This window comes from Iamia sp. SCSIO 61187 (genome assembly GCF_019443745.1).
Lineage (GTDB): Bacteria > Actinomycetota > Acidimicrobiia > Acidimicrobiales > Iamiaceae > Iamia.
In genome coordinates, this window is sequence record NZ_CP050948.1 from 2,990,529 (window position 1) to 3,013,194 (window position 22,666).

Consider the following 22,666-nt stretch of genomic DNA (forward strand, 5'->3'; position numbering starts at 1 on the left):
TGCTGGTGGGTGCCGGTCGGCTGGCTCGTGTCGTCAAAGCTTGTTCGCATGACCAAAAGATCCGTGCCGATGTGCAGCGACTCGTTCGAACCCGACGGGCCTGGCGGAAGGCTCAACACCCGGCTGGGACCCTAGCCCGTCAGGGTTGTGGCACGCCGTCCACGATGCCGGTGACGGCGCCGCCAACAACGCTTCCGGCCTCTTCTCGCCGGACGATCACAACAAGTGGGCTTGGCACCCGTGGCAGTACTCCTTTGAGTTGAGCGCGGCGGACCAACAGTGCCCGCGGTGCTTTGAGATCCTGGCTGCCCGACCAAGTAGGGAAGCGTCCATCATCCGACCGCCCGCGCACCGGGAAGGGCGTCCAGGATCGTGCCTGCTCCTGTGTCGGACCCTTGGCACGTACTGGGATCCTTGGCAGGAAGGGTGAGGTCAGGGCCGGTGTCGGGGTTCGTGCCATGGGTGCCACACGGGAGTTGGCCCGATCCCGTTGGCACGGAAGGCAGGGTCCAGGTCGAGGGGCGACCCGGCTTGTGCTCGTGCCGGGTGACTTCGATTCCGACCTCCCTCCGAGCACGCTGCAAGGTCCGCCCGGAGATGTCGGCCTCTTCAGCCAGCCGCTTGATCTCCTTCGAGGGAAGGGATCCGCCTCCGTCCTCAAGCACCTCTCGCAGCCACTCGGCAGCCTCAGTGCGGGCGGTCCGCTCCTCGAGGTCGGGCACCGAGAGGATCGCGTTTGGGTCGAGGCCGAGCTCTTCGCCGAGGGCAACTACCCCAGCGGTGTCGATCGGCCCGTCGGGGCTCTGGACCATTGCGGACTCGATCCGGTACCGGAACGCCGGAACGGCAGAGGCGTCGGTCATGTTCGCTTTGCGGAGCACACACACCCGGTCGCGTGGTTCGTCGGGGTGCTCGCCGACGGCCAGCACCGACCGGACCGAGGTGGTGAACCCGACGGAGCCGACGACCTTCGTCAGCACGTCGCGTGACTCGCCCTTGTTGAGGTGGGCGACGGCCACGATGGAGCATCGGTGCCGTTGCGCAAGGAGGGCGAGGGCGCCGAGGGCGGCTTGGACTTCGGCCTTCTTGTGGCTGTCGACCCCGCCGCCGAGGTGGGCGTCGACGGGGTCGATGATGGTCAATGCCGGGTCAAGTTTGCTCAGAGCGACATCCAGATCGGCAACGTCTCGGGCCACCGAGAATGCATCAAGCCTGACATCGACGAAGTGAACGCGACTGAGGTCGGCATCGGCAGCGAGCAGACGCGGCACCAGCACGGTCTCTCGGTCGTCCTCGGTACCGATGTAGACGACATCCCCGGGCCGACCCATGCGCGAACCAGGGAGCTCGCCCTGGGTGACCCGGGCGGCCAGGTGGGTGGCCAGCACCGTCTTGCCGAGCCCCTCACGGCCAGCGAACAGAGTCACGGCTGACTCAGGGATGCGACCAGTCCACAAGAACGTCGGGCGGCGGATGGTCACCGACGACGCAGGCACCAGGGTCAAGCGGCACGGCTCTTCCTCGACGGTCACCGCTGACGGGGACAAGATCCAGTTGGTCTCTGGGGGAGGATCCTCACCGAGCCGCAGCAGGATCTGCTTCGCCAATGCGTCCGGCGTGCCATCGGGAAATTGGTCGACTGTCGTGAACCCGTGCTCGAGGGCCAAGCCGTGGAGGTAGCCGTAGTCGCTCACTGCGTCACCAATCGGTCGATCGCCGTTGAGGTGGCGAGCACGAGCGACCTCGTTGACCAGAGGGTTCCGCCGTTAGACGCACCCCGCTCGTAGTTGGGCAGCTCTGAGACGGTCCTGCTCTTCGTGTCCAGCCGACCGCCACAGCGCCAGACGAAGGCGCTGACGATCGTGACGTCGACCGGCTTCATCAGCGTCGAGCAGCGAGGGCAGCACAGCCACTCGTGGTCCCAGGGGGCGAGGAGGCGTAGGAGCTCGGTGAGGGTGAGGTCTCGCACCGCCCGTTCGACGTCGCAGGGGTCGGGCATGATGGGGGGTGCGTGGTCGGGGCGCCGGTCGAGGAGGCCGGCACTTCGCCGCATCATGCGGCCTCGCTGCGGGACTCGAGCCACGCAAGGCAACGGTCGGGATCGAACCGCCTCGCTCGGCCGATAGTCAGCGACGGCATTCCCTGAGCGAGCAGCTTTCGCACCATGCGCTCGCTGATGCCAAGGAACAAGGCCAGCTCGTCGGTCCTCAGCCAATGGCCGGTGGTAGGCATCGAATGTCACTCCTCTTGGTCTTCGGCACCCCCATGCGAGGTGCTCGTGCCGGATGGTGCGTCGGAGTGCTGCCCTATGCCTACGATCTGAACGTGACAGTGAACGTGACGGGCCAGCTCCAGGGTTGGGCGAATCCGGACGGCTCGATCGGACAGGAGATCGCCTACGAAGGTTGGTTGCGAGTCGGAGCTGCCGAGGTGGCCGACGATGAGCTCAAGTGGTCGCTGTTGTCGTCCCAGGACAAGCTCACCTTCGAGCTCATGGGCGATGACCCATCGGTGTGCCGACGACCAGCGGCAAGTGCAACTCGAAGCCTTCTAACCACCTTCGTTGGCCTTCGGACACCCAAGGACTTCGAAGATTTCGCACTGGCATACGGCGTGCTTGCGCCCAGCGACTCCTCCGGCACGCACGACGCCGCGGGGAGCGAACCACTCGCCCTGTGGAGGGGATTGCAGGCAGACGTCGAGACCATCCTTCAATGGCTCGTCGACAACCCACCGCCTCGCTCCGACTGCAAGGGCCCCCGAGCGTTCGTTCTTGCGGAGACACACGACAGCCCGCTTCCCACGACCAAGGTCGAACGACTGCCGAGCGGCGATGTGATGGTCTCGGCAGGAGGCCCTGTCGTCAGGCACGTCGGGATCCGTCCTCGAAGGAAGATCGGTGCAGACCGCATCCTCTTGTGGTCAGGCGGGACCCGCCCGGGGGGCGCTCAAGAGATCGTCGGCTCGTACATCGAAGCCATGCTCAACAAGCGGCCGCCCGTACTCCTCTACGAGCCCGGCGAGGGCCTCGTAAACCACCTGCCTGGGCTGATCAGTGCACTGGCCCTTCAACTCGCGCTTGTCGTGGAGGGCGCGACCGACGGGCCCGTGCTGAGCCCAGCCATCGCCCGCTGCTCCGGTTGTGGGCATCGGTACCAAGCAAGCCGGCGTCCTCGCTCCGACCGGCGCAACTACTGCCCCTCGTGCCGAACCGACGGAACCGCCGATCGGGACCGCCAGCGTCGGTACCGGGCCGCTGCTCGCTAGGAGGAGTCGGCGCCCCGAATCACTGAGGGACGGTGCCGGTAGACGGCGTCGACCATGCGGGTCGAGGTGTGGCCGAGGACGTCGGCGACGCCGTGAGGCGGGATCCCAAAGTCGGCCATTCGTGTGGCGGCGGTGTGGCGCAGCTCGTTCGGCGAGAGGGGAGCGATGCCGGCGGCCCTGGCCACCTTCTGCAGCTCCGACCGAACCGTAGAGGGCCAGACCGGGGCACCGTTCGGGGCGGAGACGAGCAGGCCCTCCCCCACCGCGTCGGCCGCCGGGCGGAGCTCGTCGACAAGGATCGGCGGCATGGCCAGGGTCCGTCGGGCGCGGGTCGTCTTGAGCTCGTTCACGAGCATCGGTCTTCCCCGCTCAAGCCTGACCGCGCGGATCACCGCGACCGTCGGCGGGTCGCTCTCGAGGTCGAGGGCGTCAACGCACACGGCGGCAGCCTCCCCGGGTCGCAGGCCGAGACGCAGGCTCAGGAGCCAGATCGGCCGGTAGGGGTGCTCGGCCATGGCGGCGACCAGCTTCTCGGCCTCGTGTTGAACCAGCGCCCGGCGGTCCCTCTGGCCAATGGCGATCGTGGGCAGCTCGGCCACGGCGGCAGCGTTGTGGGCAACCAGGCGGCGCCGCTCGGCCCACCTAAGGGCTTGGCGCAGCGTCGACCGCACCTTCACCAGTGACGCACGGGCGAGCGGCTTCTCACGACGCTCGGCGAGGCGCCAGAGGGCCTTCTCGATGTCCCGGGCGTCGAGGTCGGCCACCCTGACCTTGCCCAGCTCGTCGACTAGGAGTGAGCAGGCCCAGCGGTGCGCCTCCTTTGTACCGGGCGCCCGATCCTTCGTATCAAGGTGGAGCGACTGCCAGTCAGCGAGCAGGGCGGCGACGGTCAGGCGCCGGTCCAGGTGGCGCTCGTTCGGGTCGCCGTGGACCATTTTCCCGAGCTTCGCAGTGGCGTCGGCCTTCGTCTTGGCCGAGACCTTCCGGCGTCGCCCCTCGAGGAAGACCTGACCGACCCAGCGATCCCGGCTGGTGTCGTAGTAGACGGTGCCCTCGCCCTTGGTCCGTCGCTTGCCCATGCGGCGACGGTAGCCGGTTGGGTGCCTATCTGGGTGCGTACGGGGTGCCAACCGGTGAGACTCGGTGCCCTTGTGTGCCAAGGCATCCAGGCGTAGGGTGCCCCTCACCAGCCCGGTTTCCCACCATGGCATGGAAGAGGTCAGGGGTTCGATTCCCCTTAGCTCCACTCGTCGCCGCCGGGCCGCACCTCGTGGGTGTCCGTTCGACTCCGGATCGGACCCGGGCGCCTCACCGCGGGACCAGGCGGCGCCCCCCGCAGGCGGGGGCGGGGGGCGCCGTGGTGCCAGACGTGACCAACAGGGAGAGTGGTTGCGTCACCCGGTCATGTCTGTCGCAGGGGCTGATGGTACGGGCGCAGGTCCTCGGGATCGCCCGTCGTCCGGAGGAGTGCGTCTCACCCCAAGTCGGTGGTAGGAGGAGGCGACCGCCGACCGAGGAGGGGCGACGACATGGGGTTCTCTCTGCGATGCGGCGACGTGGTCCCGGGGTGCCCTGCGGAGGTGCAGGGCGAGACCGAGGAGCAGGTCCTGAGCCGGGCGGCCGAGCACGCACGGGTGGACCACGACATGGCATCGATGAGCGACGAGACGGTGGCCGCCGTCCGAGGCGCCATCCGCTCCTCCTGAGCCCGCCATCGGTCGCACCGTCGGGCCCCGGGAGCGCGCCCCGTCCCGCCCGGCTGACCCACGACCCCCGGGGCGCGGACCGGATCGTCAGCCGAGCGGGAGGTCTGCGGTCGGACCGCGGCGACGCCGTCTCCGGTGCGGCTCGGCGTCGTGCGCACATCCCTACGGCTCGCGCGTGACGCAACTTGTCGCCGGTCCGGGCATGAGATGCACCCCATCCCCGCGCTGCGGCCCTGACGGGCCGCGGGCTGACGACCGGGCTGGGGCGTCACGGCCCGAGCGGAGGGACGGGCGCCGCCGGCGCACCGATCCCCCGTCGAGGGGATCCGGTCGCGGACGGCGAGGCCTCGCCCGGCCGGGGTCGAACTCATCGATGCCGTCGATGTGCCGATCCGAGGGGTCGGAGGACACCGTGACGAAACGACTGAAGCTGCTCTACCCAGACGAGCGCCCGACCACGGCCCCGGATGTCGTGTGGATGCCCGATGCTGCGAACCTCGACCTCGTCGTCGAGCGGTTCCCTGATGCAGCCGGGTACTTCGACCTGGACAACGGCGACCTCGAGGTTCGCCCGGGCGCCATCGACTCCGACGCCGTCAGGACCCAGATCTTCGGCCGTCTCCCCTAGGAGCCGACCTCACCCCGAGGTCGGAGTCTCGGGAGCGGGGCACCCGGTGCGCCCGGGCCGCTGCCGGCGCCGACCCGACCCCGGGAGGCCTCGGCTCCGGCGCACCGACGGTCCGGCGGAGCGAAGGAGAACCCCTCGAGGAGCGGCTTCGCCCGGTGCCGGTCGAAGGCGGCCATCGCCATGCCGGCTGTGCTCAGCGGCGGCGACTCCCAGCCGCAGGCGCACCGACCGCAGAACCGTCGCCCGTCGGGCCGCCCGTAGCCCGCCCAACCGTGCCTCGTCACGACCGGCGTCGTCCTGCTGGCGTCCATCTGACCTCCTCGACCAGAGACGTCCACCACGCCGACGGTGGGCATCGGCCGTGACCCCTGGCTCGTCGAGCGAGTATGCGCCCGCACCCTGCGGTCCACCAGAGCCCGACCGGGGGGCAGGATCGCCCGCCCGATCGGGTGGTCCTGGGCACCCAAGGGGCGCAAGGGGCCAGGGCACCCTGTCGGCCTGTCGACGGGGCCCGACGGACGGTCGCGGGGGTCGGACCCTCGCCGGCGCCGCGGCCGGGCCTGCCCTCACACGGGTGATGGGGGCTCGTCCGGGCTGCGGAGCCGCCAGGCGATCCGCTGTCGGAGGATGACCGGAGGACGGCGCCCGCAGCGCCGTGAGGGAGGAGACGCACGGTGACGCTCACCGGGTCGGGCGGCAGGTGGGCGAGGCGCCTGGCTGTCGTCGGCCTCGTCATCGGCGTCCTCGCACCGGCACCCGGCACGGCCGAGGCGGTCGCCGCCGATCCCGGCGACGTGGGTTGGGAGGGCCCGTCGTACCAAGGGGCAGCAGGGTCGCCGAGTGGTTCGAAGCCGCAGAGCAAGGTCTGGTTCAACGATGGCCTGTGGTGGGCCACGCTCTTCGACGAGGGCACCGGCGACTTCCACATCTTCCGCCTCGACGTCGCGGCGCGCTCCTGGGTCGACACCGGGACCCTCGTCGACACCAGGCCGAACAGCCGCTCCGACGCCCTGTGGACCGGCGAGCACCTCTACGTCGCGAACCACGTCTTCGCCGAGAGCGGCGGATCCACCGGGAGCGCCGCACAGCTGAGGCGCTTCAGCTACGACCGGGGCGCACGGCGCTACACCCTCGACGCCGGGTTCCCGGTGGTGATCAACGACGTGCGCAGCGAGACGCTGGTGATCGACCGGGAGCCCACGGGGCGGCTGTGGGCGACCTGGGTCCAGGATCGGACCGTCTACGTGAACCACACCACGACCGACGACCGCACCTGGGCGACGCCGTTCCCGCTCCCGGTCGCGGCCGGTGAGGTCACCTCGGACGACATCTCCGCGGTGGTGGCCTTCGCGAACGACCGCATCGGGGTCATGTGGAGCAACCAGGGTCACGACTCGATGTACTTCGCGCAGCACCTCAACACGGCCGCGCCGGGGACGTGGATGGCCCAGGAGGTCGCCTACACCGGCACCGACCTGGCGGACGACCACATCAACCTGGCGTCGGTGCAGGACCTGGGCGGACGAGTGCTCGCTGCTGTGAAGACCTCTCGCTCTGGCTCCGACGTGCTGACCCACCTGCTCGACCGGGACTGGTCGACCGGTCGGTGGACGAGCCACACCTTCGGCCGGGCCTCGGACAACCACACGCGACCCATCGCCGTCGTCGACGCCGAGCACCAGAACGTCCACATGTTCGCCACGAGCGGGCAGAGCGGGGGGTCCATCTACGAGAAGACCGCGCCCCTGGCGAGCCTCGAGTTCCCGACCGGCAAGGGCACGCCCGTCCTCACCGACGCGAGCAGCCCGGACCTGAACAACGCCACCTCGACGAAGCAGAACGTGAGCTCCGCCACCGGTCTCGTCGTCCTGGCCACCAACGACAGCACCCGTCGCTACTGGACGCACTACGACCCCCTGGGAGGCCCGTCCCCGCCACCCGGGCCGGAGGCGCCCGTCGCCTCGTTCGCCCTCGCACCCACCTCCGGGCCGGCTCCGCTCGACGTCGCCTTCACCGACACCTCCACCGGGGCTCCGACGTCGTGGAGCTGGTCGTTCGGTGACGGTGCCACCTCGACCACCCAGCACCCCACGCACCGCTACACCGCCCCCGGGACCTACGACGTCGCCCTCACGGTCACGAACGCCGTCGGCCCGTCGACGACGACGCTCGTGCGCGCTGTGACCGTCGCCGTCGCGCCCGACCCCGCCTCTGCGTTCGTCACCGCGGCCTACACCGACCTCCTCGGTCGTGTCCCGACCTCGGAGGAGCACGATCGCCACGTCGCATCCATCCGTGCCGGCGGATCCCGGTCTGCGCTCGCTCGCGAGCTGGTCGTCACCGACGATCGCCTGGCGAAGATCGTCGGCGACCTCTACCGGGACACGCTCGGAAGGGACCCCGATGACGCCGGGCAGGCCTTCTGGGTCGAGCGCCTGCGCGCCGGCGAGCAGACGGTCGCCGAGGTGACGGCCACCTTCTACGCATCTGCCGAGCACTTCACCGGCCTCGGGGGCGGGACCATCCCGACGTGGGTCGACCACCTCTACCAGCACGTGCTGGGCCGAGCACCCGACCCGGGAGGCCGGGACTTCTGGGTCGATCGGGCGTCGCGGCTCGGCCGCCGCTCCGTCGCCCTGTCGCTCCACGAGAGCCTCGAGTCCCGTCGCGGCCGGGTGACCGACCTCTACCTCGAGCTCCTCGGGCGCGACCCGGACACCGAAGGGCTCGCCTACTGGGCCGACCACCTGCGGCGCCGCGGGGACCTGGCCCTGGCCACCCACCTCGTGGCGTCCTCCGAGTACCTCACCCGGGCCCAGACCCGGTTCGCCTGATCCGAGGACGACCGCTCCGGGGCGCCGAGCCCGCGGTACGATGGTGGCACACGTCACAAGGAGGGTTGGGATGCGCCAGCCTCGTCGCCGCACCGTCCTCGCCGGAGCCCTGGGCATCGTGGTGATGCTCCTCGTCAGCGCCTGCGACGTCCTCCCACCGGCGCCGCCGGGGGGCGAGACGGCGAGCTGCGACGACATCGGCTGGGGGTCGGGCGCCAAGACGGCCGCCCGGATGTCCACCGCACCGATCACCGGCGTGCGGGCGGGCCGCCACCACTGCTACGACCGCCTGGTGATCGACCTCGGCGCCACGCCGGCCGCCGGCTGGTACGTCGCCTACGGCACCGTCAGCGAGCCGGGGTCGGGCCAGGTCGTGCCCGTGCGCGGGACCGACATGGGCGTCGTCGTCCGGGCCCCGGCCCACGACGCGGACTACAACCCGACCTACGCCCCGGCGAACCCGTCCGAGGCGGTCGACGTCACCGGCTTCTCCACCTTCCGCCAGGTGGCCTTCCTCGAGAGCTTCGAGGGCCAGACGACCTTCGCCCTCGGGGTCCGGGCCCGGCTCCCCTTCCGGGTCTTCGCCACCGAGCACACCGGTCGGGCCCAGCTCGTCGTCGACGTCGCCCACCGCTGGCCCTGAGCGGCCGGAGGGCTGCGCGGGCCGCCCGGCGGCCGATCAGGCGGGAGCGGGGGCCCAGGCCACCCGGGGGACGTCGGCCCAGAGCCGCTCGAGGTCGTAGAACGACCGGGCCTCGTCGAGGAAGACGTGGGCGACCCAGTCGCCGTAGTCCATCAGCACCCACCGCAGGTCGTCGCGACCCTCGATGCGGATCGGCCGCACGCCGTGCTCCTGGGCGACCCTCTCCTCGATCTCGTCGACGACGGCGCGGACGAGACGGGGGTTGGTGGCGCTGGTGATCACGAACAGCTCGGTGATCCCCAGGACCTCCCCGACCCGGAGGACCACGGTGCTCGTCCCGCCCTTGGCGTCGGCGGCGCGCGCCGCGGCGAGCGCCGGGCCGTCGGTGTCGCTCGGCTCAGCCACCGCCGTCCTCCTGCTCCTGGTACCGCGACAGCACGTCGCTCCCGATGGTGATCACCATGTCCTCGGCCTCCGCCTCGGCCCGTCGGGCCGACATCTCGTCGATCTCCGCAGTCTCGCCCAACAGCTCCTGCAGGGCCTCAGCCTCCTCCCGCCAGTCGTCGCCGGCGTACTCGATGAGCGTGTCCTCCTGGCCGAAGGCGTCGGCGTTGCCGAGGGTGCTGAGCGACCCACCGGCGAGGATGAGGTCCCGCATGAGCGGCATCGGCAGGGTCTCCCCCACGGCACCGTTGAGCAGCTTGATGCCGAACCGCCGGCCCGCTCGCGGCGAGACCGGGAAGGGGACGGCGTCGATGACCTGCTCCTCCATGTTGGGACCGGGGACGTAGAACGGCGCCTGCATGAAGGTCACCGGGATCCCGGCCTCGACGTCGAGCGTCTCGACCACGGGCTCACCGTCGGCCAGCTCCCGGAGGAACGAGCCCATGCCGGTGACGGCGCCGCCGATGGGCTCGCTGACCGTCGCCTCGCCGATCGCCTCCAGCCACGCCGCCCACACGTCGCGGAGGCGCTCGAGGTGGGCGATCTCGGGCTCGCCCTCGCGCGTGGCCCGCATGTAGGGCCCGACCTGGTCGGCGGCCAGGCTCACGGGGCCCTCGAAGGTGGTGCCGTCATCGGCGACCACGGGGTCGTTCACCGTCAGCTCGAGCGGCGCGACGGGGGCCACGAGCGTGGCCAGGCTCTCGTCGGTGACGTCGATGATCGGCGGCGGCACCGAGACGCCGATGACGTCCTCGAAGCCCCGCCGGAACGAGTCGTCGTCGCCGGTCTGCTCCCAGGCCTCGATGACGGTGTTGAAGACGGTCCGCTGGGGCTCGTGGATCTGGAGGGTGAGCGGCATGAGCAGGACCGTGCCGCCCCCGTCGGCGGCACCGAGCGAGAGGACCGTGGCCGACACCGGGGCGCCCTCGGCGTCGCGGTGGACGACCAGGCCGGTCGGCGTCGGGTTCACCAGCGCCCGGTAGCCCGGCTCCGACGCGTCGATCCCGCCCTCGACCACCACGCCGCCGCGGCTGTCGAGCAGACGGTCCTTGCCGACCCAGCCCAGGGCCGGGACGGCGGCGACCAGCAGGGCCAGGGCCAGGCCGAAGGCGACCGCCCGCAGCGTGACCCGCGGGGCCCTGACGCCGCCCTCGCCGACGGGGGCGTCGTCGGCCTCGCCGTCGTCGCCGGCAGGCGGCGGGGGCGGTGCGGCGGTCGGCGTCGAGGCGGCGGCCGGCGGAGGTGGAGGTGGAGGTGGAGGACCCTCGATGGGGGCCGTCGGGGCCGCCGGGGCCGGCGCCGCGGCGTCGACGCGAGGAGCCTTCTCCAGCGTCGGGGCGGCAGGCGCCGGTGGTGAGGCCTTCGCCCGCACCGGGGCGGCGGGGGCCGGGACCGGTGGAGTGGGGGCCGGCGGCGGGGAGGCTGGCTGGGGGGCGGGTCGCGACGGCGGCTCCGTGCCCTCCGAACGGCTCCACGACCGGCCGGGCTGCTTGCGCAGCGGCCCGGTCGACGGGCCGGGGGGCGGGGCGGTGATCGGCGCCGGCTGCGCCTGGGCCCGCAGGGCGGCGCGAGCCTCGGCCAGGACCTCGTCGTCGCCGTCGTGGGCGGTCGGCCGGGGCGGGCGCACCGGGGAGGGGCTCGTCCGGCCGGGGCGCGACGCGGCGGCGTCGTCCGCCGAGGGGACCGACGGGATCGACGGGATCGGCTGGGTGGCGTCGGGGTCGGCGGCCGGTGGCTCCGGCGGGGTGGCGGCGGGACGACGGCCGACGTCCCCGGGCCCGTCGGGGGCGGGGGCGGGGACGGGCGGAGGCGCCTCCGGCTCGTCCACCACATCGGCCAGGAGGGCGGCGAGCCGGGACGCGGCGTCGGAGCGGGCGCTCCCGCCACCGTCGGATGGCCGGTCGCTCATCGCCACCACGATAGAGGGCAGCCCTTCCGCTGAGCAGACACCCTGGTCAGACCGGCTCAGGATCGCGGTAGAGCCCGTGCCGGGCGACCAGGGCGGCGACGCCGGGGGCGACGAGCGGGACGAGCGGGAGCCCGGCGGCGGCCCGGTGGCGGAGCTCGGTGCTCGACACGTCGATCCGCCGCATGGGGACCACGTGGGCGCGGGCGCCGCCGCCGAGGTCGGGGGCGGGGCGGTCGGCGGGCATGACGCCGGCCCGGTCCACGAGGGCGAGCTCGACCGCGGCCACCAGCTCCTCGTGGCGCTCCCACGTCGGGAGCCCGGCGGCCGCGTCCCGCCCCATGATGAGGACGAGGTCGCGCTCGGGGTCGTCGGCCCGGAGCTGGTCCACCGTGTCGATCGTGTACGAGGGACCGGCCCGTCGGACCTCGACGTCGCTGACCCCGAGGCCGGGGACGCCGTCCACCGCGGCCTCGGTCAGGGCCAGCCGCACCCCCGCGGGGGTGACCCGGCGGTCGCGCTTCTGCCACGGGTCGCCCGCCGGGACCAGCCACACCTCGTCGAGGTCCAGCGCCTCGCCCACGCTCATGGCTGCGACCACGTGGCCGATGTGAGGTGGGTCGAAGGTGCCCCCTAGCAGCCCGACGCGCCGACGCCTCACCTCGGTGACCCAAGTCACCAGCGTGACCGGAAGGTCAGGGGTAGGGGCACGGTTGAACGCTAGCCACCCCTCCTACCCGGCCGGATCCCCTGGTCAGGCGGAATACCGGAGGGGGGTCAGAAGTTGAAGGTGACGCAATGAGCGACTCAGTTGGACAGTACCTGAACGAGATCGGCCTGGTCCCCCTGCTCACCGCCGACGAGGAGCGGGAGCTGGCCCAGGTGATCGAGAAGGGCGTGGCGGCTCGGACCCGCCTCGCCGAGGAAGGCGACCTCGACCCCGCCGAGGCCCGCGAGCTGCGCCGGGCCGACCGGGCCGCGGCCAAGGCCAAGGACCGGTTCATCCGGGCCAACCTGCGCCTCGTGGTCAGCGTGGCCCGCCGCTACCCCCTGCCCCCCGGCATGGAGCTCCTGGACCTGGTCCAGGAGGGCAACATCGGGCTCGAGCACGCGGTCGACAAGTTCGACTGGCGCAAGGGCTTCAAGTTCTCCACCTACGCCACCTTCTGGATCCGCCAGGCCATCGGCCGGGCCCTCGACCAGAAGGCGAGCCTCATCCGGCTCCCGGGTGATCGCTCGGCCAGCCTGCGGGCGGCGCTGCGGCAGGTGTCCGGCGACGGCGACGAGCTCGACGACGAGCACGCCACCCTGCACCGGCTCACCACGCCGACCTCGCTCGACCGCACGGTGGGCGACGACGACGGCAACGAGCTGATCGACCTCCTGGCCGACGACAACGCCGGCCCCGAGCACATCGTGATGGCCCGGGCCGAGGAGGACTACGCCACCGGCCTGCTCGAGGTCCTCGAGCCCCGGGCCCGCTACGCCGTCGAGCAGCGGTTCGGCATCAACGACGGGCGCAAGCGCTCCTACCGCGAGGTCGGCGACGAGCTGGGCGTGACCGCCGAGGCCGCTCGCCGGCTGGTGAAGCGGGCGGTCCACACCGTCCGCTCCGAGGCCGAGGCCCGGATCTCGGCCGCCTGACCCTCCGGACGGCGCGTTCTGCGTCGTCTACCCGCAGAAGACCGGCGACGGCTGCGCGATGTGCGCAGCCGTCATCGCGTCAGCCCAGGACCGGTGCGCGCATTCGCGCTTTGCGTCCGGGGCCGAGACCAGCGAGGCTTGCCCCATGCTCACCGCCGAGCGCGACACACCGCACGACGCATCCCCCGCCGCCTGGAAGGCCCTCCCGGCGGCGCAGCAGCCGGACTGGCCCGATCCCGGTGCCCTCGACCGCGTGACCAAGGAGCTGGCCACCCTGCCGCCCCTGGTCGTGGCGAGCGAGAGCCGCGACCTCCTGGCCGCCCTGGGCCGGGTGGCCGACGGCGAGGCCTTCCTGCTCCAGGCCGGCGACTGCGCCGAGTCGTTCGACTCGTTCTCGGCCGAGTCGGTCAAGCGCCGGCTGCAGGTGATCCTGCAGATGGCGGTCGTGCTCACCTACTCCTCCGGGGTGCCCACGGTGAAGATCGGCCGCATCGCCGGCCAGTTCGCCAAGCCCCGCTCCTCGGGCACCGAGACCGTCGACGGCGTGACCCTCCCGTCGTTCCGGGGCCACATCGTCAACGGCGACGCCTTCACCGAGGAGGCCCGGGTCCCGGACCCGGGGCGCCTGCTCCAGGCGTACCACCAGTCGTCGTCGACCCTGAACCTGCTGCGCTCGCTGACCCGGGGCGGCTTCTCCGACCTGGCCGAGGTGCACGCCTGGAACCAGGACTTCGTCACGGCGACCCCGCAGGGCCAGCAGTACAAGGCGCTGGCCGACGAGATCGGACGGGCCCTGCGGTTCATGACCGCCTGCGGCGTCGACACCGGGTCGCTGCCGACCCTGCACCAGACCGACTTCTTCACCAGCCACGAGGCCCTGCTCCTCCCCTACGAGGAGGCCCTCACCCGGCGGGACCCGATGAGCGGCGACCTCTACGCCACGTCGGCCCACATGATCTGGATCGGCGAGCGGACCCGGCAGCTCGACGGCGCCCACGTCGCCTACTTCGCCAGCGTGGCCAACCCCATCGGGTGCAAGGTCGGCCCCACGGCGACCCCCGAGGAGGTCCTCGCCCTGTGCGAGGCGCTCAACCCCGACCGCGTCCCCGGCCGGCTCACCCTCATCAGCCGCATGGGTGCGGCGAAGATCGAGGAGGGCCTCAAGCCGCTGCTGGCGGCGGTCCGCGACGCCGGCCACCCCGTCGTCTGGGCCTGCGACCCCATGCACGGCAACACCTTCACCTCCGACAGCGGCCACAAGACCCGTCGCGTCGACGACATCCTCGACGAGATCGCCGGGTTCTTCCGGGCCCACGCCGCCGAGGGCACCTGGGCCGGCGGCGTGCACGTCGAGCTCACCAGCGACGACGTGACCGAGTGCCTGGGCGGGTCCCACGAGATCCTCGACTCCGACCTCGACACCCGCTACGAGACGGTGTGCGACCCCCGCCTCAACGGGCGCCAGTCGCTCGACCTGGCCTTCCGCGTCGCCGAGGCCCTGCGCGCCCGCTCCTGACGCACGGAAGGTGCCTGGCACCATCCGTGGCATGCATCCCCACCGGATCGGTGGGAGAAGCCGCTGGTCAGGGGTGACATCTCTGACCGGGCGGGAATGTTGACCTAGGTGATCAGGTTTGTCACTCTTTGCGTGGCACCCCTCCGTGGAGGGGTGTGGTCCCACACCTGCGAGAGGCCCACCCGATGCTCACCACCGAGATCGATCCCGAGCTCGACCCCGACCAGCTGGCCGACATCGAGAAGTTCGAGACGATGCTCGCCCGGCACCTCGAGGGGGCGATCGACGAGGACGCCTTCCGGGTCTTCCGCCTGAACAACGGGATCTACGGCCAGCGCCAGGGCGGCCACAACCAGATGGTGAGGGTCAAGATCCCCTACGGGTCGATCATGCCCGAGCAGCTCGAGATGTTCGCCGAGCTGGCCGACACCCACTCCCGGGGCTGGGGCCACATCACGACCCGCCAGAACGTCCAGTTCCACTACGTCCAGCTGACCGACGTCCCCAACGTGCTCCGCAAGCTGGCCTCGGTGGGGATGACCACCCGGGAGGCCTGCGGCGACACCGTCCGCACCGTGCAGGGCTGCCACCTGGCCGGCGCCTGCCCCTTCGAGCACCTCGACATCAGCCCCTGGGCCGAGGCCGCCACCGAGCACTTCATCCGGAACCCGCTCAGCCAGCGCCTCCCCCGCAAGTTCAAGATCAACTTCTCGGGCTGCGCCACCGACTGCGGCCAGGCCATGTTCAACGACGCCGGCGTCATCGCCGTGAGCCGGCGCCGCGACGACGGGACGATCGAGGCCGGCTTCCGGGTCTTCGTGGCCGGCGGGCTGGGCGCCAACCCCCACCCCGCCCTGGCCCTCGAGGAGTTCACGCCCCGCGAGGAGCTGATGGCCACCCTCGAGGCGATCCTCCGGGTGTTCAACAACCACGGCAACCGGGACAACAAGATCCGGGCCCGCATGAAGTGGCTCGTCGACACCATGGGCTGGGAGGAGCTCCAGGCCCGGGTGCTCAAGGAGCGCAACCTCCTCGTCGCCTCCGCCACCTGGCCCGGCGGCATCCCCGAGCACGTCCAGAAGGTCGGCGACGCCCCCGCCGGCCGGTCGGCCACCGTCGAGCCCACGCCGATGGGCCAGGGCACCGCCGTGGCCATCCGATCGGGGGCCTACGAGGCCTGGGAGAGCGCCAACGTCGTCCGGGGCGAGGCCAAGGGCACCGTCTCGGCCTACGCCTGGAGCCGGCTGGGCGACGTCACCTCCGACCAGTTCCGGGCCCTCGCCGCCATCCAGCGCGAGCTCCACGCCGACGTGCGGCTCACCAACCGCCAGAACCTCGTGTTCCGGGGCCTCACCGAGGGCCAGCTGCCGCTGCTGTACGAGCGGTTGACGGCCATCGGCATGGCCGAGCCCGGCGCCGAGCTGGTGCGCGACGTGGTCGCCTGCCCCGGCGCCGACACCTGCAACCTGGCCGTGACCCAGAGCCGGGGCCTGGCCTCGGCCATCGGCGAGCAGCTCGAGGAGGAGGGGCTGGCCACCGTCGGCGGTGTCCGCATCAACATCTCCGGCTGCACCAACTCCTGCGGCCAGCACCACACCGCCGACATCGGCTTCTACGGCGCCGAGCGTCGGGCCCACGGCCAGGCCGCCCCCGGCTACCAGATGCTCCTCGGCGGCTACGTCGGCCAGGAGCAGGCCCACTTCGGGAACCGGGCCCTGCGGCTGCCGGCCAAGGCCGCCCCCGCCGCAGCCGCCGCCGTCGTCCGCCGCTTCGACGAGGAGCGCACCGTCGGCGAGAGCTTCCGCTCCTGGCTCGACCGCTCCGGCGGGGCCAAGGGCGTGGCCGAGGGGCTCAAGGACCTGGGCGTGTTCCCGACCCCCGAGGACGCCCCCGACTACTACGTCGACTACGGCGAGACCGGGCCCTACGAGGCCGAGGTCGGCGAAGGAGAGTGCGCCGCGTCATGAGCCCGTTCCCCCCCTCCGCACCCCGCCCCGCGAGGATCCCATGAGTGCCATCACCGGACCGGGGATCGGGCCGCTGGCCATCCCCGACTTCAGCGACGAGGAGCTGGCCGAGCTCAACCGCGAGTTCGAGCACCTCCCCGCCTCGAAGATCATCCAGTGGGCGGTCGACACCTTCGCCCCCCACCTGTGCATGACGGCCTCGTTCACCGACGCCGTGCTGATCGACCTCGCCGTCCAGGTCGACCCGGGCATCGAGGTGGTGTTCATCGACACCGGCTACCACTTCCCCGAGACGCTCCAGACCGTCGAGGACGTGCGCCGCCACTACGGCCTCAACCTGCGGATGATGACCGTCGCCCGCCAGGAGGAGGAGCTGTGGGCGGCCGACCCGGCCAACTGCTGCTCGGCGGTGAAGGTCGGCCAGCTCGACCGGGCCCTCGCCGGCAAGGCGGCCTGGATGAGCGGGCTGCGCCGGGCCGACGCCGGCACCCGGGAGACGGCACCGATCGTCGTGCGCGACCTGCGGGGCCTGGTGAAGGTGAACCCCATCGCCACCTGGTCCGACCTCGACGTGCAGGGCTACATCGCCGACCACGAGGTCCCGGTGAACCCGCTGACCCAGCAGGGCTACCCCTCGATCGGCTGCATGCCGTGCACCTCGAAGGTGGCCGACGGCGAGGACGCCCGCGCCGGCCGCTGGCGGGGCTCCGACAAGACCGAGTGCGGCCTGCACCTCAGCTAGAGGTCGATGCCGCCGCCCGCCGGCGGCGGGCCTCCCGGCGGGCGGTCACCGTGGGCCAGACCGCGATCAGCCCGGCGGGGACGCCGACGGACCCGGCGAGCAGGGCCTTCTCGGTCCAGACCGGCACCGGGTCCTCCACCGCCTCGGCCGTCGACGGCCGGTCCGGGTCGTAGCGGATGCGGAGCCTGTCGGAGGTCGGGCGGGCCTCGGTGGCCACCGAGGCCCTGGCCTCGGCGCCGTCGGGCAGGTCGAAGCGGACCAGCGTGTCGTGGTAGCCGATGAGGGTGCGGTTGGTCTCGACCTCGACGACCTCGGCCACGACCTCGACGCCTTCGTCGCGGAGCCGCTCCTCCCGGACCCGGTCCCCGATCCCCGACCCCGCGGCCCAGAGGCCGATCACCCCCAGGAGGGCGACCGGGATCCAGCGCTGCCAGGGTTCCGTCCGCTCCCACCGGGCCACGGGTCGCTCCTGTGTCAGGCGACGTCGGCGAGCAGGTGCGCCGGGGTCGTCGAGGTGTTGGGTTCTGTTCGCGCCAGGCGACACACCTGGCCGGGAGCGGTGTCAGAACGGCGATGGCCGCGTCGACCGTCGTTCTGGTCGCGCCAGGCGACATCGGTGTCCGACAGCTGTGTCAGAACGGTGCTGGCGGTCACGTCCCGCGCGACCGGAGGCCGGGACGAAGCATGCTGCCCACCGACGACACCGACGGTCGGAGCCACGCCCTCGGACGACGACCAACGTGACATCGACGGCGACGGTAGCGGGCGGCGACCCCCCTCTAGCGCCGGACGTTGAGGGTGACGCCGTCGCCCACCGTCACCATGACGGTGCCGACCCGGTCGTCGGCGACGGCATGGTCGTTGTAGGTGCGGATGGCGGTGCGGTTGGCGTCGGCCTCGTCGGGCTCGACGACGTCGCCGCCCCACAGGGTGTTGTCGACGGCGAGCAGCCCGCCGGGCCGGAGCCGGGGCACGAGGAGCTCGTGGTAGGTCACGTAGCCGGGCTTGTCGGCGTCGACGAAGGCCAGGTCGATGGGCTCGCCGTCGAAGAGGTCGCCGGCGAGGGTCTCGGCCGCCGGGGCGATGCGGAGGTCGATGCGATCGGCGACGCCGGCGTCGTCCCAGGCCTGCCGGGCGATCGCCGTCCACTCCTCGCTCACGTCGCAGCAGACGAGACGCCCACCGGCGGCCAGCCCGCGGGCGATCGCCAGCGCCGACATGCCCGTGAAGGTCCCCACCTCGACCGCCCGCCGGGTCCCGGTCAGCCGGGCCAGGGCGGTCATCAGGGCGGCCTGGTCGGCGCCGATCTGCATCCCGGCCACGTCGCCCAGCTCCGCCGTCCGGGCCACCAGGTCGGCCGCGACCGCGTCGAGCGGGTCGGAGTGGGCCTCGACGTAGGCGGCCAGGGCATCGGAGGTCAGGAACGAGCGGCTCATGGCCCCGACGCTATGCCCCGGGTCCCGCGGGTGATCCGTCGCCGCCCCCGTCGGGGGCACCGCTCCAGGTCCGCCCGTCGCGGCCGATAGCGTCTGGGTCCGGACGCCTGGAGGACGCGGCATGCTCGATCTGACCGAGGACACCCTCGCTCCCGACGTCGTCGTCCGCCGCGCCCCGTCCACCGACATCGACGTCCGCCCCGGCCCGTCCGGAGCGCCGCCGGTGGTGGGTGTCTCCGAGGGGGCCGTGTGGGCCCGGGCCGAGACCGACAGCACCGGGATCGACGTCGGCCACGGATCGCTCAACGTCGTGATCCGGTCGGGGACGGTCCTGATCGACGCCCAGGCCGGCGCCGGGCTGCTGATCATCCTGCGCGGCGAGGCCGAGGTCTCCGCCGGCGGCGAGCTCGACCGGGTGGCGCAGGCGGGCGACGCCCTGACCTTCGACGCCACCGGCCGCATCAGCGACCCGGACCCCGTCGACGCCGGGGAGCTGGCCCGCGACCCGTTCGTCAGCCTCAACCTCGTGCTCGACGCCCTCGGCGGCGTGCCCGTGCTGTTCCCCGCCGCCGACGCGCCGGCACCGTCGTCGAGCGGGCGGCTGGGCGCGCCGGCGCCCGTCGACGACATGGTGCCGGACCGGCGCCGGAGCAAGGGGCTCTTCACTCGCGCCAAGCGCTAGTGGGCCTCGACGGTCCGGGGGACCGTCAGAAGCGATGGGCGTACTCGTAGCCCCTGATGATGGTGCTGACGAGCGACTGCGACGACCGGGTGCGCCAGAAGCCGATGTCGCCCTCCGCCGGCGTCCGGCGCAGCAGGCCGAAGAAGGTGATGATCACCGAGGTGTCGGCCGCCGTCGCCGCCTCGAGCTCGGCCGACTCCGAGAACCCCACCATCACCCCACCCCGGGTCCGGCGCCCGCTCTCGAGCTCACCGACCCAGAAGTCGAGGTCCGACGGCGACGGGTCCCGGTGGAGGACGTTCTCGTAGACCCGGTCGACGAAGGCGGTGTCGTCGAGGTCCCCGTACTCGGCCTGGAACTCCTGACCCGCCACCATGATGGTCGCCACCCGCGTGAGCGAGACGCCGCCGTTGACCCGGCCCCACCAGTACCGCATCCCGCCCGTGTCCGGTCGGCGTCGCAGCACCGCCTGGTACAGCCGGACGATGCCGCCGGTCCGGCCCTGGTACGCCCGCTGGGCGAGGACCTCGTGGGCGAACACGTCGGGCCGCTGGCCGTCGTGGAGCTGGGCCACGCCGATGAACAGCTCCCGGTCGGTCGGGAGCCGGTCGTAGGCGTCGACGTACATGCGGCGCACGAAGGCCACGGCGTCGGGCTGGGCGCCGTAGCGGACCTGCTCGTGGATCCACGTCGAGTAGGCGGCCACCCGGGTGTAGATGCCGGGGTACCCGCTCCGGGCGCAGCCCAGGCCGGTGCTGACGATGCCGACCTGGATCCACGAGCCGCCGCGATCCTCGACCAGGGGTCCGCCGCTGTCGCCCTGGCACGAGTCCCGTCCCAGGCGCGCCGCGCAGACCATCGTCGACTGCTGGTAGAAGCCGGGGTAGGCGTCCTGGCACGCCGAGGGCGACGACACGTCGACGGTCACCTGGCGCAGCCGGGCCGGGATCGTGGAGGAGCCCTCCTGGGTCACGCCCCAGCCGGTCGCCACCACGTCGGTGCCCGCCGGTGGGCTCACCCCCTGGGCGGTGAGGGGCTGGACCGGGATCGAGGCCGGCGCCGGCTCGTCGAGGCGGATGAGGGCGAGGTCGTTGCGGTCGTCGACCCCGTCCCACGCCGGGTGGAAGCGGAACTCCCTGCTGTCGATGCGGACCCCGCCGGCGGTGAGGTCCTGCGTGCCGACGAGGACCTGGATCGTCGCCGGGGTCTCGACCAGGTCGGCCTGCCCGGGACGCACGTCGTAGAGGCAGTGGGCGGCGGTGAGCACCCAGCTGCGCTGGACGAGCGTCCCGCCGCAGCGCAACCCCCGGTGGCTGCTGGGGTCGTTCGCCCGCACGAGGGCGACCTGCGAGGGCCAGGCGCCGGGAGCGGCCTCGGTGCCGCCGACGATCTGGGTCTGGGGATCGTCCACTTCGGGCTCGCTCGTCTCGCCCCCGGGAGCCGGGGCGAAGGGGCCGGGCTCCTCGGCCGCCACCGGGGCGGGAGCCGCGCCCACCAGCACCCCCAGGGCCACCGCCCCCACCAGCAGGCGCCGGAGCGCGGTCGCACGTCGTGCCTGGTCCATCGAGCGTCTCCCTCGGCCGGGCGGGACGGTAGCAGCGCGCCACGGGGCGGCGGCGGGGGCCCGACGCGCCGCGGTCAGAACCGGTCGGCGTAGGTCCAGCTGGCGAGGAGGAAGCGGGCGCGGTCGACGGTGGGGCGGCCGGTCCAGGTGCGGAGCTCGCCGTCGTCGGGGACCCGGCGGAGCAGGGCGTGGACGTCGGCGACGACGACGGTGCTCGCGGCGGCCAGGGCCTTGAACTCGGCGGACTCGGAGAACCCGACCATCACGTGGCCGCGGGTGCGACGCCCGCTGTCGAGCTCGCCGACCCAGAAGGCCGTGTCCTCCGGGGTGGGGTCGCGCCGGAGCACGTTCTCGTACACCCGGTCGACGAAGGCGGTGCTGTCGAGCTCGCCGTAGAGCCGGCGGAACTCGGCGGCGGCGACCATGCGGTCGGCGATGCGGATGAGCCCGGCGCCGCGGTTGCGCTCGCCCATCCAGAAGGTGAGGCCTCCGCTGTCGGGGCCGCGGAGGAAGATGGCCTCGTACAGGCGGATCACGCCCCCGGAGCGGGCCCGGTAGGTGGCGCTGTCGAGCAGCCCGGCGACGTAGGCGGCGGTGGACAGGCCGCCCTGGAGGTCGGCGACGCCGGAGAAGAGCTCCACGGCGGTCGGGGGGCGGCCGAACAGGTCGCGGTGCTGGCGGTCGACGAAGGCGTTGGCGTCGGGGTGGGGCCCGTAGCGCACCTGCGACCCGATCCAGCCGGAGAAGGTCGAGACCCGGGCGAAGACGCTGGGGTGCTCGCCGCAGACGGCGCCGTAGCTGACCACCCCGACCTGGACCCCCGCGACGAAGACGGGACCACCGCTGTCGCCCTGGCAGGTGCCGCGCTGTCGGGCCCAGGCGCAGATGGAGGCGGTGGCGCTGAAGAAGCTCGCCCCGAAGACGCCCTCGCAGGTGCTCGGGTGCTGGGCGAGGAGCTCGACCTCCCGCAGGTCGGGCGGGTAGGTGCCGCTGCTGTGGGCGAGGTCACCCCACCCGACGGCCGTCTCGACGGTGTCGGGGAGGGGTGCGTCCGCCCCGGGCCGGGCCAGCGCCTGGTTGGGGACCTGGGGCGGGACGGGGCGGTCGAGCCGCAGGAGGGCGATGTCGTTCCGGATCAGGGACCGGTTCCAGAGCGGGTGCACCCTGATCTCCGCGACCCGGATCCGGGTCCCGCCGACCCGGAGGTCCTGGGTGCCCACGACGACGTCGACCTCCGCCGCCCGGGGGAGCCACCCGGTGTAGGGGTCGTTGACGCAGTGCGCGGCGGTGAGGACCCAGGACCGGTCGACGACCGTGCCCCCGCAGAACTGGCCCAGCACGGCGTCGGACCCGCGGTACACGAGGGCGGCCTGCGACGGGTGGGCACCGGGCGGGGCGATCGTCCCGCCCACGATCTGGGTCGAGGGCGGCACGTCGGACGGGGCGGCGTCGGACCGGTCCGTCCGGTCGGCCCGGCGCGGGCCCCAGTCCTCGGGGTCGGCGGTGGTGGCCGCGCCTGCCGTCCCGCTCGGGACCGCCACCAGTCCGGCCAGGACCACCACGAGGGCCACGGCGCCTCGGCGCCAGCGCGACGTGCTGTTGGTCTGCATCCCTGTGTCCTCCACGACGAGGCCGCCCGCAGGGGCCGCCGCCACGCCACGGGTCGGTTCGCAGGGTCGATCCCCGT

Annotated in this window: 22 protein-coding genes; 10 read left to right on the forward strand and 12 right to left on the reverse strand. The window is 72.6% G+C overall.

What is annotated here, in order from left to right; all coding sequences use genetic code 11:
* Nucleotides 1–332: 332 nt before the first annotated feature.
* The 3 genes from HC251_RS14190 to HC251_RS26230 are packed head-to-tail and all read right to left on the reverse strand — an operon-like array spanning nucleotide 333 to nucleotide 2,232.
* Complete coding sequence (locus HC251_RS14190; protein ID WP_219941256.1) at nucleotides 333–1,694, reverse strand: AAA family ATPase; 1,362 nt, start codon at nucleotides 1,692–1,694, stop codon at nucleotides 333–335.
* The gene (locus HC251_RS14195) at nucleotides 1,691–1,999 is read right to left on the reverse strand and encodes a hypothetical protein (RefSeq protein ID WP_219941257.1); all 309 of its coding nucleotides are present in this window, start codon (nucleotides 1,997–1,999) and stop codon (nucleotides 1,691–1,693) included. The genes HC251_RS14190 and HC251_RS14195 overlap by 4 nt, the downstream gene beginning before the upstream one ends.
* Nucleotides 2,000–2,052: 53 nt before the next feature.
* The gene (locus tag HC251_RS26230) at nucleotides 2,053–2,232 is read right to left on the reverse strand and encodes a helix-turn-helix domain-containing protein (protein ID WP_219941258.1); all 180 of its coding nucleotides are present in this window, start codon (nucleotides 2,230–2,232) and stop codon (nucleotides 2,053–2,055) included.
* A 66-nt stretch (nucleotides 2,233–2,298) separates the two neighbouring features.
* On the opposite strand from HC251_RS26230, the gene HC251_RS14205 reads away from it, so the two are divergent.
* Nucleotides 2,299–3,267 (forward strand): zinc-ribbon domain-containing protein, encoded by a 969-nt coding sequence (locus tag HC251_RS14205; protein ID WP_219941259.1) that lies wholly within the window; start codon nucleotides 2,299–2,301, stop codon nucleotides 3,265–3,267.
* Here the strand turns inward: HC251_RS14205 and HC251_RS14210 are convergent.
* The gene (locus HC251_RS14210; RefSeq protein ID WP_219941260.1) at nucleotides 3,264–4,346 is read right to left on the reverse strand and encodes a site-specific integrase; all 1,083 of its coding nucleotides are present in this window, start codon (nucleotides 4,344–4,346) and stop codon (nucleotides 3,264–3,266) included. The genes HC251_RS14205 and HC251_RS14210 overlap by 4 nt on opposite strands.
* 450 nt (nucleotides 4,347–4,796) lie before the next feature.
* Here HC251_RS14210 and HC251_RS14215 point away from each other — a divergent pair, with 450 nt between their 5' ends.
* From HC251_RS14215 to HC251_RS14230, 4 genes are all read left to right on the forward strand, one after another.
* Nucleotides 4,797–4,973, forward strand: coding sequence for a DUF1059 domain-containing protein (locus tag HC251_RS14215; RefSeq protein WP_219941261.1), 177 nt, complete (start codon nucleotides 4,797–4,799; stop codon nucleotides 4,971–4,973).
* A gap of 412 nt (nucleotides 4,974–5,385) precedes the next feature.
* Entirely contained in the window at nucleotides 5,386–5,601 is a 216-nt protein-coding gene (locus tag HC251_RS14220; protein ID WP_219941262.1) for a hypothetical protein, read from the forward strand.
* A gap of 674 nt (nucleotides 5,602–6,275) precedes the next feature.
* On the forward strand, nucleotides 6,276–8,435 hold the full coding sequence (locus HC251_RS14225; protein WP_219941263.1) for a DUF4214 domain-containing protein: 2,160 nt from the start codon (nucleotides 6,276–6,278) through the stop codon (nucleotides 8,433–8,435).
* Nucleotides 8,436–8,505: 70 nt separating this feature from the next.
* Nucleotides 8,506–9,078 (forward strand): hypothetical protein, encoded by a 573-nt coding sequence (locus HC251_RS14230; protein ID WP_219941264.1) that lies wholly within the window; start codon nucleotides 8,506–8,508, stop codon nucleotides 9,076–9,078.
* Between the two features lie 36 nt (nucleotides 9,079–9,114).
* Here HC251_RS14230 and rsfS read toward each other — a convergent pair whose 3' ends face one another.
* Genes rsfS through nadD form a run of 3 tightly spaced genes read right to left on the reverse strand, consistent with a single transcriptional unit; the run spans nucleotide 9,115 to nucleotide 12,107 of the window.
* Complete coding sequence (gene rsfS, locus HC251_RS14235) at nucleotides 9,115–9,483, reverse strand: ribosome silencing factor (protein ID WP_219941265.1); 369 nt, start codon at nucleotides 9,481–9,483, stop codon at nucleotides 9,115–9,117.
* Complete coding sequence (locus HC251_RS14240; protein ID WP_219941266.1) at nucleotides 9,476–11,431, reverse strand: hypothetical protein; 1,956 nt, start codon at nucleotides 11,429–11,431, stop codon at nucleotides 9,476–9,478. Before HC251_RS14240 ends, rsfS begins: the two co-directional genes overlap by 8 nt.
* Nucleotides 11,432–11,477: 46 nt before the next feature.
* Entirely contained in the window at nucleotides 11,478–12,107 is a 630-nt protein-coding gene (nadD, locus tag HC251_RS14245) for a nicotinate-nucleotide adenylyltransferase (RefSeq protein WP_219941267.1), read from the reverse strand.
* Nucleotides 12,108–12,226: 119 nt separating this feature from the next.
* Between nadD and HC251_RS14250 the strand changes: the two genes are divergently transcribed.
* The 4 genes from HC251_RS14250 (at nucleotide 12,227) to HC251_RS14265 (ending at nucleotide 17,297) form a co-directional block, all read left to right on the forward strand.
* Entirely contained in the window at nucleotides 12,227–13,072 is an 846-nt protein-coding gene (locus HC251_RS14250; RefSeq protein WP_219941268.1) for an RNA polymerase sigma factor RpoD/SigA, read from the forward strand.
* 145 nt (nucleotides 13,073–13,217) lie between these two features.
* Nucleotides 13,218–14,588, forward strand: coding sequence for a class II 3-deoxy-7-phosphoheptulonate synthase (locus HC251_RS14255; protein WP_219941269.1), 1,371 nt, complete (start codon nucleotides 13,218–13,220; stop codon nucleotides 14,586–14,588).
* Nucleotides 14,589–14,773: 185 nt separating this feature from the next.
* Nucleotides 14,774–16,555 (forward strand): nitrite/sulfite reductase, encoded by a 1,782-nt coding sequence (locus tag HC251_RS14260; RefSeq protein ID WP_219941270.1) that lies wholly within the window; start codon nucleotides 14,774–14,776, stop codon nucleotides 16,553–16,555.
* 40 nt (nucleotides 16,556–16,595) lie between these two features.
* Nucleotides 16,596–17,297 (forward strand): phosphoadenylyl-sulfate reductase, encoded by a 702-nt coding sequence (locus tag HC251_RS14265; RefSeq protein ID WP_219941271.1) that lies wholly within the window; start codon nucleotides 16,596–16,598, stop codon nucleotides 17,295–17,297.
* Here the strand turns inward: HC251_RS14265 and HC251_RS14270 are convergent.
* The 3 genes from HC251_RS14270 to HC251_RS14280 form a co-directional block, all read right to left on the reverse strand.
* Entirely contained in the window at nucleotides 17,290–17,757 is a 468-nt protein-coding gene (locus HC251_RS14270) for a DUF3592 domain-containing protein (protein WP_219941272.1), read from the reverse strand. The genes HC251_RS14265 and HC251_RS14270 overlap by 8 nt on opposite strands.
* 14 nt (nucleotides 17,758–17,771) lie before the next feature.
* Nucleotides 17,772–17,951 carry a hypothetical protein gene (locus tag HC251_RS14275; protein WP_219941273.1) on the reverse strand — a complete coding sequence of 60 codons (180 nt, stop codon included), beginning with the start codon at nucleotides 17,949–17,951 and terminating at the stop codon, nucleotides 17,772–17,774.
* Nucleotides 17,952–18,076: 125 nt separating this feature from the next.
* Nucleotides 18,077–18,733: an O-methyltransferase gene (locus tag HC251_RS14280; protein ID WP_219941274.1), complete on the reverse strand. Its 657-nt coding sequence runs from the start codon at nucleotides 18,731–18,733 to the stop codon at nucleotides 18,077–18,079.
* Nucleotides 18,734–18,854: 121 nt separating this feature from the next.
* On the opposite strand from HC251_RS14280, the gene HC251_RS14285 reads away from it, so the two are divergent.
* Nucleotides 18,855–19,415, forward strand: a complete 561-nt coding sequence (locus HC251_RS14285) for a hypothetical protein (RefSeq protein ID WP_219941275.1) — start codon at nucleotides 18,855–18,857, stop codon at nucleotides 19,413–19,415.
* A gap of 25 nt (nucleotides 19,416–19,440) precedes the next feature.
* On the opposite strand, the gene HC251_RS14290 is transcribed toward HC251_RS14285, so the two are convergent.
* Together HC251_RS14290 and HC251_RS14295 are read right to left on the reverse strand one after the other, a co-directional pair.
* Nucleotides 19,441–20,979: a trypsin-like serine protease gene (locus HC251_RS14290; protein WP_219941276.1), complete on the reverse strand. Its 1,539-nt coding sequence runs from the start codon at nucleotides 20,977–20,979 to the stop codon at nucleotides 19,441–19,443.
* 74 nt (nucleotides 20,980–21,053) lie between these two features.
* The gene (locus HC251_RS14295; protein WP_219941277.1) at nucleotides 21,054–22,589 is read right to left on the reverse strand and encodes a trypsin-like serine protease; all 1,536 of its coding nucleotides are present in this window, start codon (nucleotides 22,587–22,589) and stop codon (nucleotides 21,054–21,056) included.
* Nucleotides 22,590–22,666 lie beyond the last annotated feature (77 nt).